We start from the raw sequence: 15,579 nt of genomic DNA, 5'->3' as shown, positions 1-15,579 counted from the left end.
CAGTATGACATCAGGCGGACAAGCTCAGATTGGTAATGTTGACCTCGTTAAACAGCTTAACAGCGCGGCCGTTTACCGCCTGATTGACCAGCATGGCCCTATCTCGCGCATACAGATTGCCGAGCAGAGCCAGCTGGCACCCGCCAGCGTGACCAAAATCACGCGTCAGCTCATTGAGCGCGGGCTGATTAAAGAAGTCGATCAGCAGGCCTCCACCGGGGGCCGCCGCGCTATCTCTATCGTGACGGAAACCCGCAACTTTCACGCCATCGGCGTGCGGCTGGGGCGGCACGACACCACCCTGACGCTCTACGATCTGAGCAGCAAGGTGCTGGCAGAGGAGCACTATCCGCTGCCCGAGCGTACCCAGGAGACCCTGGAGCACGCCCTGCTCAACACCATCGCCACCTTTATTGAGCACACCCAGCGTAAGATTCGCGAACTGATTGCGATTTCGGTGATCCTCCCGGGGCTGGTCGATCCGGAAAGCGGCGTGATCCGCTACATGCCGCACATTCAGGTCGAGAACTGGGGCCTGGTCTTTGCTCTCGAAAAGCGCTTTAAAGTCACCTGCTTCGTCGGCCACGATATCCGCAGCCTGGCGCTGGCCGAGCACTATTTTGGCGCAAGCCAGGACAGCGAAGACTCCATTCTGGTGCGCGTGCATCGCGGTACCGGAGCGGGAATAATCTCCGGCGGACGCATCTTTATTGGCCGCAACGGCAACGTCGGCGAGATTGGCCACATCCAGGTCGATCCGCTCGGCGAGCGCTGCCACTGCGGTAACTTTGGCTGCCTGGAAACCGTTGCCGCCAATGCGGCGATTGAGCAGCGGGTGCGCCACCTGCTGGAGCAGGGCTACCAGAGTAAAGTGACCCTCGACGACTGCACCATCAAAACTATCTGCCGGGCCGCCAACAAGGGCGATCCGCTGTCGGGAGAAGTGATTGAGCAGGTGGGCCGCTATCTGGGTAAAACCATCGCCATCGCCATCAACCTGTTTAATCCGCAGAAAGTGGTGATCGCCGGTGAAATAAAGGAAGCCGAAAAAGTGCTGTTCCCGGCCATTGAAAGCTGCATCAATACCCAGGTGCTGAAGGCGTTCCGCCAGAATCTGCCGGTGGTGCGCTCCGAACTGGATCACCGCTCGGCCATTGGCGCCTTCGCGCTGGTGAAGCGCTCAATGCTCAATGGCCTGCTGCTGCAGCATTTGCTGGAAAGTTAAGCGCCGCGGGCGTGTATACTGTGCCCTTTGAGAAAAAAATCCGGACCCTAAATGACCCTAAAGAACATCATCTGCGATATTGACGGCGTGCTGATGCACGATAACGTGGCCGTGCCCGGCGCACCGGAATTCGTTGCCCGCGTACTGGAAAAAGGCATGCCGCTGGTATGTCTGACCAACTACCCTTCCCAGACCGGGCAGGACCTGGCGAACCGCTTTGCCACCGCCGGCATCGACGTGCCCGACAGCGTGTTTTACACCTCGGCGATGGCCACCGCCGATTTCCTGCGCCGCCAGGAGGGGAAAAAAGCCTACGTGGTCGGCGAAGGCGCGCTGATCCACGAACTCTATAAAGCCGGTTTCACCATCACCGACGTGAATCCGGATTTCGTGATCGTCGGCGAGACCCGCTCCTTTAACTGGGAGATGATGCACAAAGCGGCCTTCTTCGTCGCCAACGGCGCGCGCTTTATCGCCACCAATCCCGACACCCACGCCCGCGGCTTCTACCCCGCCTGCGGCGCCCTGTGCGCCGGCATCGAAAAAATCTCCGGCCGTCGGCCCTTCGTGGTGGGCAAGCCGAGCCCGTGGATCATTCGCGCCGCGCTGAACAAGCTGCAGGCCCACTCGGAAGAGACGGTGATCGTCGGCGATAACCTGCGCACCGATATTCTTGCCGGCTTTCAGGCCGGGCTGGAGACCATCCTCGTGCTCTCCGGGGTCTCAACCGTCGACGACGTCGATGACATGCCGTTCCGACCATCGTGGATCTACCCGTCGGTCGCCGAGATCGATATTTTCTGAACCCAACCGCGCCCCGGCGCGGTTTTTCATTTCCTGCCGGCAAAAATAAGATATCGTCTAAAAAAAACCGTCTTATTTTAGAAAATCATCAACAGATGAAGCTCAGACGTACGTTTTTTTCATCATTCGCTAACCCTCATTGCACTTTTTCTTTTTCTGCCGCCTTTTCCCTTGCCTGCGGCGGCACTTTACGGCATTTTCATAAGCATGCAACAGCACAACAACACGCAACGGATTTAACGGAGAAGTTTCTATGTGTTCTATTTTTGGTGTCCTGGATATTAAGACTGACGCGACTGAGCTGCGTAAAAAAGCGCTGGAGCTTTCCCGCCTGATGCGCCACCGCGGCCCGGACTGGTCCGGCATCTACGCCAGCGACAAAGCCATCCTCGCCCACGAGCGCCTGTCGATTGTTGACGTCAACGCCGGTGCCCAGCCGCTGTATAACGAAAAAAAAACCCACGCGCTGGCCGTTAACGGTGAGATCTACAACCACCAGGCGCTGCGCGCCGAATACGGCGACCGCTACCACTTCCAGACCGGCTCCGACTGCGAGGTGATCCTTGCCCTCTATCAGGAGAAGGGCCCGGAGTTTCTTGACGAACTGCAGGGCATGTTCGCCTTCGCGCTGTACGACAGCGAGAAGGACGCCTACCTGATTGGCCGCGACCATATCGGTATCATCCCGCTGTATATGGGCCACGACGAACACGGCAACCTGTATGTCGCCTCGGAAATGAAGGCGCTGGTGCCGGTGTGCCGGACCATTAAAGAGTTCCCGGCGGGCAGCTACCTGTGGAGCCAGGACGGCGAGATCCGCTCGTACTATCAGCGCGACTGGTTCAGCTACGACGCGGTAAAAGACAACGTGACCGATAAGAACGCCCTGCGCGAAGCGCTGGAGGAGTCGGTGAAGAGCCATCTGATGTCCGACGTGCCGTACGGCGTGCTGCTCTCCGGCGGCCTGGATTCATCGGTTATCTCGGCGATCACCAAGAAATACGCCGCCCGCCGCGTTGAAGATCAGGAGCGCTCCGAAGCCTGGTGGCCGCAGCTGCACTCCTTCGCGGTGGGCCTTGAAGGCTCGCCGGACCTGAAGGCGGCGCAGGAAGTGGCCAACCACCTCGGCACCGTGCACCACGAAATTCACTTTACGGTGCAGGAAGGCCTCGACGCCATCCGCGACGTGATTTACCACATCGAAACCTACGATGTCACTACCATCCGCGCCTCGACGCCGATGTACCTGATGTCGCGCAAGATCAAAGCCATGGGCATCAAGATGGTGCTCTCCGGCGAAGGTTCCGACGAAGTGTTCGGCGGCTACCTCTACTTCCACAAGGCGCCGGATGCCAAAGAGCTGCACGAAGAGACCGTGCGCAAGCTGCAGGCGCTGCATATGTTCGACTGCGCCCGCGCTAACAAAGCGATGTCCGCCTGGGGCGTTGAGGCCCGCGTGCCGTTCCTCGATAAGAAGTTCCTCGACGTCGCCATGCGCATCAACCCGCAGGATAAGATGTGCGGCAACGGCAAAATGGAGAAGCACATCCTGCGCGAGTGCTTTGAATCCTACCTGCCGGCAAGCGTGGCGTGGCGCCAGAAAGAGCAGTTCTCCGACGGCGTGGGCTACAGCTGGATTGACACCCTGAAAGAGGTGGCGGCGAAACAGATTTCCGATCAGCAGCTGGAAACCGCGGCCTTCCGCTTCCCGTACAACACGCCGACCTCCAAAGAAGGCTACCTATACCGGGAGATTTTTGAAGAGCTGTTCCCGCTGCCGAGCGCCGCAGAGTGCGTACCGGGCGGCCCGTCCGTGGCCTGTTCTTCGGCGAAAGCCATCGAGTGGGACGAAGCCTTCAAAACCATGAACGATCCGTCGGGTCGTGCGGTCGGCGTCCACCAGGACGCCTACAAATAACAGCGGCGGGCCCTTCGGGGCCCGCTTGTTTTTTAGTGCCGAAATTATAAGAAATAATCAATAATTGCCGATTAATCGGCCTCGCTGTTCGCAACCTAACCAAACAGCCCTCTTCCGGCCTTTTTCGTTGAAAAAGGTGTTGACGCTACAGGGCTCAATACGCATAATGCGCCCCGCAACGCCGATAAGGTAACGCGGAAAAAAGATGGCTACGTAGCTCAGCTGGTTAGAGCACATCACTCATAATGATGGGGTCACAGGTTCGAATCCCGTCGTAGCCACCATCTTTTTTGCGGGAGTGGCGAAATTGGTAGACGCACCAGATTTAGGTTCTGGCGCCGCAAGGTGTGCGAGTTCAAGTCTCGCCTCCCGCACCATTCCCAGGTAAGCGTTGCACGGATGGGGTATCGCCAAGCGGTAAGGCACCGGTTTTTGATACCGGCATTCCCTGGTTCGAATCCAGGTACCCCAGCCATCTTATTCTTTGATTTTGCGCATGCGCAGGGTCTGAAAACGTATTCTGGCTACGTAGCTCAGCTGGTTAGAGCACATCACTCATAATGATGGGGTCACAGGTTCGAATCCCGTCGTAGCCACCAGTATTCAGCAGTACCTGTTGGGGTATCGCCAAGCGGTAAGGCACCGGATTCTGATTCCGGCATTCCGAGGTTCGAATCCTCGTACCCCAGCCAATTTTCTGCAGTATCGATGTAAAAGTTATCTGATGGGGTATCGCCAAGCGGTAAGGCACCGGATTCTGATTCCGGCATTCCGAGGTTCGAATCCTCGTACCCCAGCCACTTTTCTTCTCGATGCTGCACACTGTATCTCTGTTGGGGTATCGCCAAGCGGTAAGGCACCGGATTCTGATTCCGGCATTCCGAGGTTCGAATCCTCGTACCCCAGCCACTTTCTAAAGCTCGCTTCGGCGAGCTTTTTTTGTTTTCCGGAATACCGTACCAGTTTATCCGCCGGACTCGCCCTTTTGCCGGGCGGCGCTTCGCTTGCCCGGCCTACGGTCCCCAGTCACTGTTTTATGCACATCCAGGTTTGAACTTAAGCCCTACAGTCCTAACGCATACTTCAGCGCCCGGCGCTTGAGCACGCCCGCCCGCGCGGCCGCCATCAGGCCGACGTTGCGCAGCACCCGCACCGGTGCCAGATCGTTGCTGAAGCCGACGCAGAACAGATCCATCCCCGACTGCATCAGATAGTTATCGGCCATCCGCCGGGCCTGATAGCGCCTGAGCACCGGCAGGCTCTCCCAGGCTTCGCCGTAGCTGCGGGCGTTGCCCAGCACGTCCAGCAGCGCCTCCACGTCGCGGTAGCCGAGGTTGACGCCCTGCCCCGCCAGCGGATGAATGGTGTGCGCCGCGTCGCCCACCAGCGCCACGCCCGGACGGACGTAGCGCAGGGCGTGGCGGCGGGTTAACGGAAAGGCGCCCGCCGCGATTGGCGTCACCTTGCCGACCCGCTGCGGAAAGCTGCGGGCAATCTCCTCGCCGAGCCGGGCCATCGGCAGCGACTGCAGCTGGCGGATGCGCGCCGGGGCGTCATACCACACCAGCGACGCCCAGCGGTCAAACAGCGGCAGAAACGCCCGCGGCCCGGCGGGCGTGAACTGCTGCCAGGTGCTGTCGCCGGGTTCGTCTTCGCAGGCGACGGTGATCAGCATGCAGGACTGCGGGTACTGCCAGGCGTGGGTGCCGATACCGGCCATCTGCCGCACCTGCGAGCTGGCGCCGTCGGCGCCGATGACCAGTTTTGCCCGCAGCGCGCTGCCGTCGGTAAAGGTCAGCAGACTCTCGCCCTCGGCGGCGCGCATCGTTTCAAGGGCCGCCGGTACGCGCAGGGTGACGTTTTCATGGGCCGCCAGCGCCTGCCACAGCGCCTGCTGCAGGACGTTATTTTCCACCATATAGCCCAGCTCCGGCAGCTTCAGCTCGTCGGCGCTGAAGCTGACGTGGGCGCTCTCCCACTCCCAGGTCTCCAGCCTGCGGTAGCGGTGCGCGCGCATGGCCCGCACCGCGTCCCAGACGCCGAGCCCGCGCAGCAGACCGACGGAGGCGGCGCTAATCGCGGAAATGCGGACATCCGGCGGCGTGGCGGGATCGAACGCGACGGGCGCGCTCTGCTCAATCGCCGTGACGGCAAATCCCTGCTGCGCCAGCCCCAGCGCCAGAGCGGCGCCCACCATCCCGGCGCCGACGACGGCAATATCAGTTTGTTCTATGCTCATAGCCAATTATCCTTAACGCTGAATCCCTTAAGTTTACCGGAAATTTTCCCATACTGCGGCGGACATCGCCCGCGCTGGTCACATTCGCCGCAAAGCATTACAATATGCGCCCTGCATTCCCTGAGCAAAGCTAAGTCGATGACAAAAAAACTCCATATTAAAACCTGGGGCTGTCAGATGAACGAATACGATTCATCGAAGATGGCCGATCTGCTGGACGCCACCCACGGGTATCAACTGACCGAGGTGGCGGAAGAGGCGGATGTGCTGCTGCTTAACACCTGCTCAATCCGCGAGAAAGCCCAGGAGAAGGTGTTCCACCAGCTCGGCCGCTGGCGGCTGCTGAAAGAGAAAAATCCCGAGCTGATTATCGGCGTCGGCGGCTGCGTTGCCTCGCAGGAGGGCGACCACATTCGCCAACGCGCCCACTATGTGGACATTATTTTCGGGCCGCAGACCCTGCACCGCCTGCCGGAGATGATCAATTCCGTGCGCGGCGATCGCAGCCCGGTGGTGGACATCAGCTTCCCGGAAATCGAGAAGTTTGACCGCCTGCCGGAGCCGAAAGCCGAAGGCCCGACCGCCTTTGTATCCATTATGGAAGGCTGCAACAAATACTGCACCTACTGCGTGGTACCCTATACCCGCGGCGAGGAAGTGAGCCGCCCCTGCGACGATATCCTGTTTGAAATCGCCCAGCTGGCGGCCCAGGGCGTACGCGAGGTGAATCTCCTCGGCCAGAACGTCAACGCCTGGCGCGGCGAAAACTACGACGGCAGCACCGGCTCTTTTGCCGAACTGCTGCGCCTGGTGGCGGCCATTGACGGTATTGACCGCATCCGCTTCACCACCAGCCATCCGATCGAGTTTACCGACGACATTATCGAGGTATACCGCGATACGCCGGAGCTGGTGAGCTTCCTGCACCTGCCGGTGCAGAGCGGCTCCGACCGGGTGCTGAACCTGATGGGCCGCACCCACACCGCCCTGGAGTACAAGGCGATTATCCGCAAGCTGCGCGCCGCGCGCCCGGATATCCAGATTAGCTCCGACTTTATCGTCGGCTTCCCGGGCGAAACCACCGACGACTTCGAGAAGACCATGAAGCTGATTGCCGACGTCAACTTTGACATGAGCTACAGCTTTATCTTCTCCGCCCGTCCGGGGACGCCTGCCGCCGATATGGTTGACGATGTGCCGGAAGAAGAGAAGAAGCAGCGCCTCTATATTCTGCAGGAGCGCATTAACCAGCAGGCGATGGCCTGGAGCCGCCGGATGCTCGGCACGACCCAGCGCATCCTGGTGGAGGGCACCTCCCGCAAGAGCATCATGGAGCTGTCCGGGCGCACCGAAAATAACCGGGTCGTGAACTTTGAGGGCACGCCGGAGATGATCGGCAAATTCGTTGACGTTGAAATCGTCGACGTCTATCCGAACTCGCTGCGCGGCAAGCTGGTGCGCACCGAGGAGGAGATGGGCCTGCGCGTGACGGAGTCGCCTGAATCGGTGATCGCCCGCACCCGTAAAGAGAACGACATCGGCGTCGGTATCTACCAGCCGTAATTCCTGCGGTCCGCCCGGCCGGGCGGACCCTTGCTTTTTCCGCACCGATCCCCACATCAACAGCAGCGCTTGCGCCTTCACTCCCTGGCGTGAATAATTTCTTTATCAGCACCCGCAGTCGCCCGTGCGCAACGTGAAAGAGGACAGTTTGAACACAGAAACCCGCGAAATTACCCTTGAGCCCGCAGACAACGAGCGCCTGCTGAGCCTCTGCGGCCCGTTTGACGACAACGTCAAGCACCTTGAGCGCCGCCTCGGTATCGAAATCAACCGCCGCGACAACCACTTTAAGCTGACCGGACGCCCGATCTGCGTCACCGCCGCCGCCGATATCCTGCGCGACCTGTACGTCGATACCGCGCCGATGCGCGGCCAGACCCAGGACATCGAGCCGGAGCAGATCCACCTCGCGATCAAAGAAGCCCGCGTGCTGGAGCAGAGCGCCGAGAGCGTGCCGGACTACGGTAAAGCCATCAATATCAAGACCAAGCGCGGGGTGATCAAGCCGCGCACGCCGAACCAGGCCCAGTACATCGCCAATATTCTCGACCACGATATCACCTTCGGCGTCGGCCCGGCGGGGACCGGGAAAACCTACCTGGCCGTTGCCGCGGCGGTAGACGCCCTGGAGAAGCAGGAGATCCGCCGCATTCTGCTCACCCGTCCGGCGGTTGAGGCCGGGGAAAAGCTCGGCTTTCTGCCCGGTGACCTGAGCCAGAAGGTTGACCCGTACCTGCGCCCGCTGTACGACGCCCTGTTCGAGATGCTCGGCTTTGAAAAAGTCGAGAAGCTGATTGAGCGCAACGTCATTGAAGTGGCCCCGCTGGCCTATATGCGCGGACGCACGCTGAACGATGCCTTTATCATTCTCGACGAGAGCCAGAACACCACCATCGAGCAGATGAAGATGTTCCTGACCCGCATCGGTTTTAACTCAAAGGCGGTGATCACCGGCGACGTCACCCAGATTGACCTGCCGCGCAACACCAAGTCCGGCCTGCGTCACGCCATTGAAGTGCTGGCCAACGTCGACGAAATCAGCTTCAACTTCTTCCACAGCGAAGACGTGGTGCGCCATCCGGTGGTTGCCCGCATCGTCAACGCCTATGAGGCGTGGGAAGAAGCGGAGCAGAAGCGCAAGGCCGAACTCGCCGCCGAGCGCAAGCGCGAAGCGCTGGCCGCCCAGGAGCATGACACAAAATGAGCGCCGTGATTTTAGATTTACAGGTAGCCTGTGAAGAGACCAGCGGCCTGCCGGAGGAAGCCTTATTCCAGCGCTGGCTGGACGGCACCGTTCCGGCCTTTCAGGCGGAATCGGAAGTGACCGTCCGCCTGGTGGATGAGGCGGAGAGCCACGAGCTCAACCTGACCTATCGCGGTATGGATAAGTCCACCAACGTGCTCTCCTTCCCGTTCGAGGTGCCGGAGGGCATGGAGATGCCGCTGCTTGGCGATCTGGTTATCTGCCGCCAGGTGGTTGAGCGGGAAGCCAAAGAGCAGGGAAAACCGCTGGAAGCCCACTGGGCGCACATGGTCGTGCACGGCAGCCTGCACCTGCTGGGCTATGACCATATTGAAGATGATGAAGCGGAAGAGATGGAAGGCCTGGAGACGGAGATAATGCTTGCTCTGGGCTATGATGATCCGTACATTGCCGAGAAAGCGTAACCGGTGACCAGCCCGGTATTTATGCCGCGGGTTGCTGAGTTTACGCGCCGCGGCGACATTTCACTAACACGAGACCCCACACGACGCCATGAGCGACGACAATTCACACAGTAGCGACAACGTAACTCATAAGAAGGGATTCTTCTCCCTGCTCATCAGCCAGCTGTTTCACGGCGAACCGAAAAACCGTGATGAACTGCTGGAGCTGATCCGCGATTCCGGGCAGAACGAGCTTATCGACGAAGATACGCGCGACATGCTCGAAGGGGTCATGGATATCGCCGACCAGCGCGTGCGCGATATCATGATCCCCCGCTCTCAGATGGTCACCCTCAAACGTAATCAGCCCCTCGACGAGTGCCTCGATGTGATCATCGAGAGCGCCCACTCGCGTTTTCCAGTGATCAGCGAAGACAAGGATCACATTGAAGGGATCCTGATGGCCAAAGATCTGCTGCCGTTCATGCGCAGCGATGCCGACGCCTTCAGCATAGAGAAAGTACTGCGTCCTGCTGTGGTAGTGCCGGAGAGCAAGCGCGTAGACCGCATGCTCAAGGAGTTTCGCTCCCAGCGCTACCACATGGCGATTGTGATTGACGAATTTGGCGGCGTTTCCGGTCTTGTCACCATTGAAGACATCCTCGAACTTATCGTCGGCGAGATCGAAGACGAATACGACGAAGAGGAAGATATCGACTTCCGCCAGCTCAGCCGCCATACCTGGACGGTGCGCGCCCTCGCGCCCATCGAGGACTTCAACGACACCTTCGGCACCCACTTCAGCGATGAAGAGGTGGACACTATCGGCGGGCTGGTGATGCAGGCCTTTGGCCACCTTCCCGCGCGCGGTGAAGCGATCGACATTGATGGTTACCAGTTCAAAGTTGCGATGGCCGACAGCCGACGTATTATTCAGGTTCACGTAAAACTTCCGGACGACGCGCCTCAGCCTGAGCTGGAAGAGTAATTCAGACTTATTTAACAGGAAGTTGTCGATGGCCTTTGCCTCCCTGATTGAACGCCAGCGTGTGCGCCTGCTGCTGGCGCTGCTTTTCGGCGCCTGCGGTACGCTGGCCTTTTCGCCGTACGATATCTGGCCGGCGGCGATTATTTCGCTGATGGGCCTGCAGGGGCTGACGCTCAACCGTCGCCCGCTGCAGAGCGCCTGGATAGGCTACTTCTGGGGGCTGGGCCTGTTCGGTACCGGCATCAACTGGGTTTACGTCAGCATCGCCCAGTTTGGCGGCATGCCGGGGCCGGTGAACGTGTTTCTGGTCCTGCTGCTGGCGGCCTACCTGTCGCTCTACACCGGGCTGTTTGCCGGCATTCTCGCCCGCCTGTGGCCGAAAACCCACTGGCTGCGGGTGGCGATTGCCGCGCCCGCGCTGTGGCAAATCACCGAGTTCCTGCGCGGCTGGGTGCTGACCGGCTTCCCTTGGCTGCAGTTTGGCTACAGCCAGATTGACGGCCCGCTGAAGGGGCTGGCGCCGGTTGCCGGCGTGGAGACCATCAATTTCCTGCTGATGCTGGTCAGCGGCCTGCTGACGCTGGCGCTGGTAAAGCGCGGCTGGAAGCCGCTGGCGGTCGCCGTCGTGCTGTTCGCCCTGCCCTTCCCGCTGCGCTATATCCAGTGGTATCAGCCGCTGCCCGAGCGTACGACCACGGTATCGCTGGTGCAGGGCGATATTCCGCAGTCGATGAAATGGGATGAAAAAGAGCTTATCAATACCCTGCAGATTTACCTCGACGCCACCGAGCGGGTAATGGGCAAATCGCAGCTGATTATCTGGCCGGAGTCGGCGATCCCCGATCTGGAGATCAACCAGCAGCGCCTGCTGAGCCGCGTTGACGAGATGCTGCGGGCCAGCAATAGCTCGCTGATTACCGGTATCGTCGATGCCCGCCTCAACGCGCAGAATCGTTATGATACCTACAATACGATAATCACCCTCGGCAAAGATAATCCCTACAGCTACAGCTCGACTGACCGCTACAACAAGAACCACCTGGTGCCGTTCGGCGAGTTCGTGCCGCTGGAGTCGATCCTGCGCCCGCTGGCGCCCTTCTTCGATCTGCCGATGTCGTCGTTTAGCCGCGGACCATACGTGCAGCCGCAGCTCTCAGCGCATAATCTCAAGCTGACCGCCGCCATCTGCTACGAGATCATCCTCGGCGAGCAGGTGCGGGACAACTTCCGCCCGGACACCGACTATCTGCTGACTATCTCCAACGATGCCTGGTTCGGCAAGTCCATCGGCCCGTGGCAGCACTTCCAGATGGCGCGCATGCGCGCCCTGGAGCTGGCGCGCCCGCTGCTGCGCAGCACCAATAACGGCATTACGGCGGTAATCGACCCGCGCGGCGAGGTGCAGGCGATGCTGCCGCAGTTTACCCGCGACGTGCTGACCGCCAAAGTGACGCCAACCCGCGGCCTGACGCCTTATGCCCGCACCGGCAACTGGACGCTGTGGATCCTCACCGCGCTGTTCGGCTTTACCGCCGTGCTGATGAGCCTGCGCCAGCGCCGTCGCTAAAACCCCGGGCGGCGGCAGCGCCGCCCGAGGATCCCCCTGCCTTTTGCCATTTCTGGCACATCAATTGCTTTATTAAATCTGAGAACTGCGGATTTTTGCCTGAACGCGGCCAACCCGCACCAGCATGGCGCAGACCTGGCACCATAACAGTGCAAGCAGGTTTTTTTGCCTTGAAACGGTGCGGTGCGCTTCGCAAAAATAAACAATAACGCAGCAAAATCTTTACATTAAGCCAGACTAAATGTTAACAAAAAGGCTTAACACTGCACGCTTAAGTTGCAGGCAATAACAACACAACAGGTATCAGGGCGTCTCTGGCGCCATTCATGAGGAGTTGGAAATGCAATTACGTAAACTGGCCACGGCAATGCTGGTGATGGGAATGTCCGCCGCCGCAGTACACGCAGAAGACGCGCCGGCTGCCGGCAGCACCCTCGATAAAATCGCCAAAAACGGCGTGATCGTGGTCGGGCACCGCGAATCCTCGGTCCCGTTCTCCTACTATGATAATCAGCAGAAGGTTGTCGGCTACTCTCAGGACTACTCCAACGCCATCGTTGAGGCCGTGAAAAAGCAGCTCAACAAACCCGATCTGCAGGTGAAGCTGATCCCCATTACCTCCCAGAACCGCATTCCGCTGCTGCAGAACGGCACCTTTGATTTCGAGTGCGGATCCACCACCAACAACCTCGAGCGCCAGAAGCAGGCCGCCTTCTCTGACACTATCTTCGTCGTCGGCACCCGCCTGCTGGTGAAGAAAGGCGGCCCGATTAAGGACTTCGCCGATCTGAAAGGCAAAGCGGTGGTCGTGACCTCCGGCACCACCTCTGAAGTTCTGCTGCACAAGCTCAACGATGAGAAGAAAATGGATATGCGCATCATCAGCGCTAAAGACCACGGCGACTCTTTCCGCACCCTGGAGAGCGGCCGCGCGGTGGCGTTTATGATGGATGATGCCCTGCTGGCGGGCGAGCGCGCCAAAGCGAAGAAACCGGGCAACTGGGAAATCGTCGGCACGCCGCAGTCAAAAGAGGCCTACGGCTGCATGCTGCGTAAAGACGACCCGCAGTTCAAAAAGCTGATAGACGACACCATTGCCAAGGCGCAGACCTCCGGCGAAGCGGCGAAGTGGTTCGACAAGTGGTTCAAGAATCCGATCCCGCCGAAGAACCTGAACATGAACTTCGAGCTGTCTGACGACATGAAAGCCCTGTTCAAAGAGCCAAACGATAAAGCGCTTAACTAATTAAAACAACGATGGGCGGGACTCCTGCCCTCCCGACTGCGGGGAAAAACGGACAGACTATACGGCGGGTGGCCGTTCCCCACCGGCCGCGAAAATAAGTTTTCCTTAGCAGTCTTCGAGGGTAGCGCTGCTACCCTTTTTTTCGGAGTTTATTTATGTCAATCGACTGGAATTGGGGCATCTTCCTGCAGGAGGCCCCGTTCGGCAACACCACCTATCTCGGCTGGCTGTGGAGCGGATTCCAGGTCACCGTCGCCCTGTCGGTCACGGCCTGGATCATCGCCTTCCTCGTCGGCTCGCTGTTTGGCATCCTGCGTACCGTCCCGAACCGCTTTCTTTCCGGTATCGGCACCCTCTACGTGGAGCTGTTCCGCAACGTACCGCTGATCGTGCAGTTCTTTACCTGGTATCTGGTGGTCCCCGAACTGCTGCCGGAAAATATCGGCATGTGGTTCAAGGCGGAGCTGGATCCGAACATTCAGTTCTTCGTCTCCTCGATGCTCTGCCTCGGTCTGTTTACCGCCGCCCGCGTCTGCGAGCAGGTACGCGCCGCGATCCAGTCGCTGCCGCGCGGCCAGAAGAACGCCGGGCTGGCGATGGGGCTGACTCTGCCGCAGACCTACCGCTACGTGCTGCTGCCCAACGCCTACCGCGTGATCGTCCCGCCGATGACCTCAGAGATGATGAACCTGGTGAAGAACTCGGCCATCGCCTCCACCATCGGGCTGGTGGACATGGCCGCCCAGGCGGGCAAGCTGCTGGACTACTCGGCCCACGCGTGGGAGTCCTTTACCGCTATCACCCTGGCCTACGTGCTGATTAACGCCATCATTATGCTGGCGATGAACCTGGTTGAACGCAAAATTCGCCTGCCGGGCAATATGGGAGGCAAATAATGCACGATTTTGACTGGAGCTCCATCGTTCCTTCAATGCCCTACCTGCTGGACGGGCTGCTGATCACCCTGAAGATCACCGTCACCGCGATCGTCGTCGGCATCGTCTGGGGCACCCTGCTGGCGGTGATGCGCCTGTCGCCGCTGAAACCGCTGGCGTGGTTCGCCACCGCCTACGTCAACGTCTTTCGCTCCATTCCGCTGGTGATGGTGCTGCTGTGGTTCTATCTGATCGTACCGGGCTTTCTGCAGAACGTGCTGGGCCTGTCGCCGAAAGCCGATATCCGGCTGGTGTCGGCGATGGTGGCCTTCTCGATGTTTGAGGCGGCCTACTACTCGGAGATTATCCGCGCCGGGATCCAGAGCGTCTCACGCGGGCAGAGTAACGCCGCCCTAGCGCTGGGCATGACCCACGGCCAGTCGATGCGGCTGATCATTCTGCCGCAGGCCTTCCGCGCCATGGTGCCGCTGCTGCTCACGCAGGGCATCGTGCTGTTCCAGGATACCTCCCTGGTGTACGTCCTGAGCCTGGCGGACTTCTTCCGCACCGCTTCCACCATCGGCGAGCGCGACGGCACCCAGGTTGAAATGATCCTGTTTGCCGGCGCCGTCTATTTTGTTATCAGCCTTAGTGCATCCCTGCTGGTCAGCTACTTGAAGAGAAGGACCGTATAATGATTTCCCTGAAAAATATTTCTAAATGGTATGGCCACTTTCAGGTGCTGACCGACTGTTCCACCGAAGTGAAAAAAGGCGAAGTGGTGGTGGTCTGCGGCCCTTCCGGCTCCGGAAAATCGACCCTGATTAAGACCGTTAACGGCCTGGAGCCGGTGCAAAAGGGCGAGATCACCGTCAACGGCACAAAGGTCAACGATAAAAAAACCAATCTGGCGAAGCTGCGCTCTCACGTCGGGATGGTGTTCCAGCACTTTGAGCTGTTCCCGCATCTCTCCATCGTGGAAAACCTGACCCTGGCGCAGGTAAAAGTGCTCAAGCGCGATAAGGCTGCCGCCCGCGAGAAAGGGCTAAAGCTGCTGGAGCGCGTCGGGCTCTCCGCCCACGCCAATAAGTTCCCGGCCCAGCTCTCCGGCGGCCAGCAGCAGCGCGTAGCCATTGCCCGCGCCCTGTGCATGGATCCGGTAGCGATGCTGTTCGACGAACCCACCTCGGCGCTGGATCCGGAAATGATCAACGAAGTGCTCGACGTGATGGTTGAACTGGCCAACTCCGGCATGACCATGATGGTAGTGACCCACGAAATGGGTTTCGCCCGCAAGGTGGCGAACCGGGTGATCTTTATGGATGAGGGCAAGATCGTCGAGGATTCCAATAAGGACGACTTCTTTAATAATCCGCAGTCGGACCGGGCGAAGGACTTTCTGGCGAAGATTTTGCACTGACGGATTGCGGGGCAAGGCCGAGTCGCCTGATGCCCTCCCCCGGCCCTCTCCGACGGGGAGAGGGCGCAAACACCAGCCTCTCCTACG

At 59.6% G+C, this 15,579-nt stretch carries 13 protein-coding genes and 7 tRNA genes; 19 read left to right on the top strand and 1 reads right to left on the bottom strand.

The window, feature by feature from the left end:
* The first annotated feature begins 4 nt into the window (after positions 1 to 4).
* The 10 genes from nagC to ENGE1_RS13055 all read left to right on the top strand — a co-directional run bounded on the left by nagC (position 5) and on the right by ENGE1_RS13055 (position 4,856).
* The gene (nagC, locus tag ENGE1_RS13100) at positions 5 to 1,225 is read left to right on the top strand and encodes a DNA-binding transcriptional regulator NagC (protein ID WP_064360630.1); all 1,221 of its coding nucleotides are present in this window, start codon (positions 5 to 7) and stop codon (positions 1,223 to 1,225) included.
* 51 nt (positions 1,226 to 1,276) lie between these two features.
* Positions 1,277 to 2,029 (top strand): HAD-IIA family hydrolase, encoded by a 753-nt coding sequence (locus ENGE1_RS13095; protein WP_043085233.1) that lies wholly within the window; start codon positions 1,277 to 1,279, stop codon positions 2,027 to 2,029.
* 253 nt (positions 2,030 to 2,282) lie between these two features.
* Positions 2,283 to 3,947, top strand: a complete 1,665-nt coding sequence (gene asnB, locus ENGE1_RS13090) for an asparagine synthase B (protein WP_048253024.1) — start codon at positions 2,283 to 2,285, stop codon at positions 3,945 to 3,947.
* Between the two features lie 207 nt (positions 3,948 to 4,154).
* Positions 4,155 to 4,231, top strand: a tRNA-Met gene (locus ENGE1_RS13085).
* 8 nt (positions 4,232 to 4,239) lie between these two features.
* A tRNA-Leu gene (locus tag ENGE1_RS13080) sits at positions 4,240 to 4,324 on the top strand.
* Positions 4,325 to 4,347: 23 nt separating this feature from the next.
* Positions 4,348 to 4,422 (top strand) — tRNA-Gln (locus ENGE1_RS13075).
* 47 nt (positions 4,423 to 4,469) lie between these two features.
* Positions 4,470 to 4,546, top strand: a tRNA-Met gene (locus ENGE1_RS13070).
* Between the two features lie 18 nt (positions 4,547 to 4,564).
* Positions 4,565 to 4,639, top strand: a tRNA-Gln gene (locus ENGE1_RS13065).
* Between the two features lie 33 nt (positions 4,640 to 4,672).
* Positions 4,673 to 4,747 (top strand) — tRNA-Gln (locus tag ENGE1_RS13060).
* Positions 4,748 to 4,781: 34 nt separating this feature from the next.
* Positions 4,782 to 4,856, top strand: a tRNA-Gln gene (locus ENGE1_RS13055).
* A 154-nt stretch (positions 4,857 to 5,010) separates the two neighbouring features.
* On the opposite strand, the gene ubiF is transcribed toward ENGE1_RS13055, so the two are convergent.
* Complete coding sequence (gene ubiF / locus ENGE1_RS13050) at positions 5,011 to 6,186, bottom strand: 3-demethoxyubiquinol 3-hydroxylase (protein ID WP_045288682.1); 1,176 nt, start codon at positions 6,184 to 6,186, stop codon at positions 5,011 to 5,013.
* A gap of 138 nt (positions 6,187 to 6,324) precedes the next feature.
* Between ubiF and miaB the strand changes: the two genes are divergently transcribed.
* The 9 genes from miaB to ENGE1_RS13005 all read left to right on the top strand — a co-directional run bounded on the left by miaB (position 6,325) and on the right by ENGE1_RS13005 (position 15,492).
* Positions 6,325 to 7,749 carry a tRNA (N6-isopentenyl adenosine(37)-C2)-methylthiotransferase MiaB gene (gene miaB, locus ENGE1_RS13045; RefSeq protein WP_048253023.1) on the top strand — a complete coding sequence of 475 codons (1,425 nt, stop codon included), beginning with the start codon at positions 6,325 to 6,327 and terminating at the stop codon, positions 7,747 to 7,749.
* 148 nt (positions 7,750 to 7,897) lie between these two features.
* Complete coding sequence (locus ENGE1_RS13040; RefSeq protein ID WP_043086712.1) at positions 7,898 to 8,953, top strand: PhoH family protein; 1,056 nt, start codon at positions 7,898 to 7,900, stop codon at positions 8,951 to 8,953.
* Complete coding sequence (gene ybeY / locus ENGE1_RS13035) at positions 8,950 to 9,417, top strand: rRNA maturation RNase YbeY (protein WP_043085239.1); 468 nt, start codon at positions 8,950 to 8,952, stop codon at positions 9,415 to 9,417. The genes ENGE1_RS13040 and ybeY overlap by 4 nt, the downstream gene beginning before the upstream one ends.
* 88 nt (positions 9,418 to 9,505) lie before the next feature.
* Entirely contained in the window at positions 9,506 to 10,384 is an 879-nt protein-coding gene (gene corC, locus ENGE1_RS13030; protein WP_043085240.1) for a CNNM family magnesium/cobalt transport protein CorC, read from the top strand.
* A gap of 28 nt (positions 10,385 to 10,412) precedes the next feature.
* Positions 10,413 to 11,951: an apolipoprotein N-acyltransferase gene (gene lnt / locus ENGE1_RS13025; protein WP_048253022.1), complete on the top strand. Its 1,539-nt coding sequence runs from the start codon at positions 10,413 to 10,415 to the stop codon at positions 11,949 to 11,951.
* A gap of 340 nt (positions 11,952 to 12,291) precedes the next feature.
* Entirely contained in the window at positions 12,292 to 13,197 is a 906-nt protein-coding gene (locus ENGE1_RS13020; protein ID WP_043085242.1) for an amino acid ABC transporter substrate-binding protein, read from the top strand.
* A gap of 155 nt (positions 13,198 to 13,352) precedes the next feature.
* Positions 13,353 to 14,093 carry an amino acid ABC transporter permease gene (locus ENGE1_RS13015; RefSeq protein WP_043085243.1) on the top strand — a complete coding sequence of 247 codons (741 nt, stop codon included), beginning with the start codon at positions 13,353 to 13,355 and terminating at the stop codon, positions 14,091 to 14,093.
* Positions 14,093 to 14,767, top strand: a complete 675-nt coding sequence (gltK, locus tag ENGE1_RS13010) for a glutamate/aspartate ABC transporter permease GltK (RefSeq protein ID WP_048253021.1) — start codon at positions 14,093 to 14,095, stop codon at positions 14,765 to 14,767. The genes ENGE1_RS13015 and gltK overlap by 1 nt, the downstream gene beginning before the upstream one ends.
* Positions 14,767 to 15,492, top strand: coding sequence for an amino acid ABC transporter ATP-binding protein (locus ENGE1_RS13005; RefSeq protein ID WP_043085245.1), 726 nt, complete (start codon positions 14,767 to 14,769; stop codon positions 15,490 to 15,492). The genes gltK and ENGE1_RS13005 overlap by 1 nt, the downstream gene beginning before the upstream one ends.
* Positions 15,493 to 15,579 lie beyond the last annotated feature (87 nt).

This window comes from Pluralibacter gergoviae ATCC 33028 = NBRC 105706 (assembly GCF_001598855.1).
Classification (GTDB): domain Bacteria; phylum Pseudomonadota; class Gammaproteobacteria; order Enterobacterales; family Enterobacteriaceae; genus Pluralibacter; species Pluralibacter gergoviae.
This window is presented reverse-complemented; position numbering and strand designations above follow the sequence as displayed.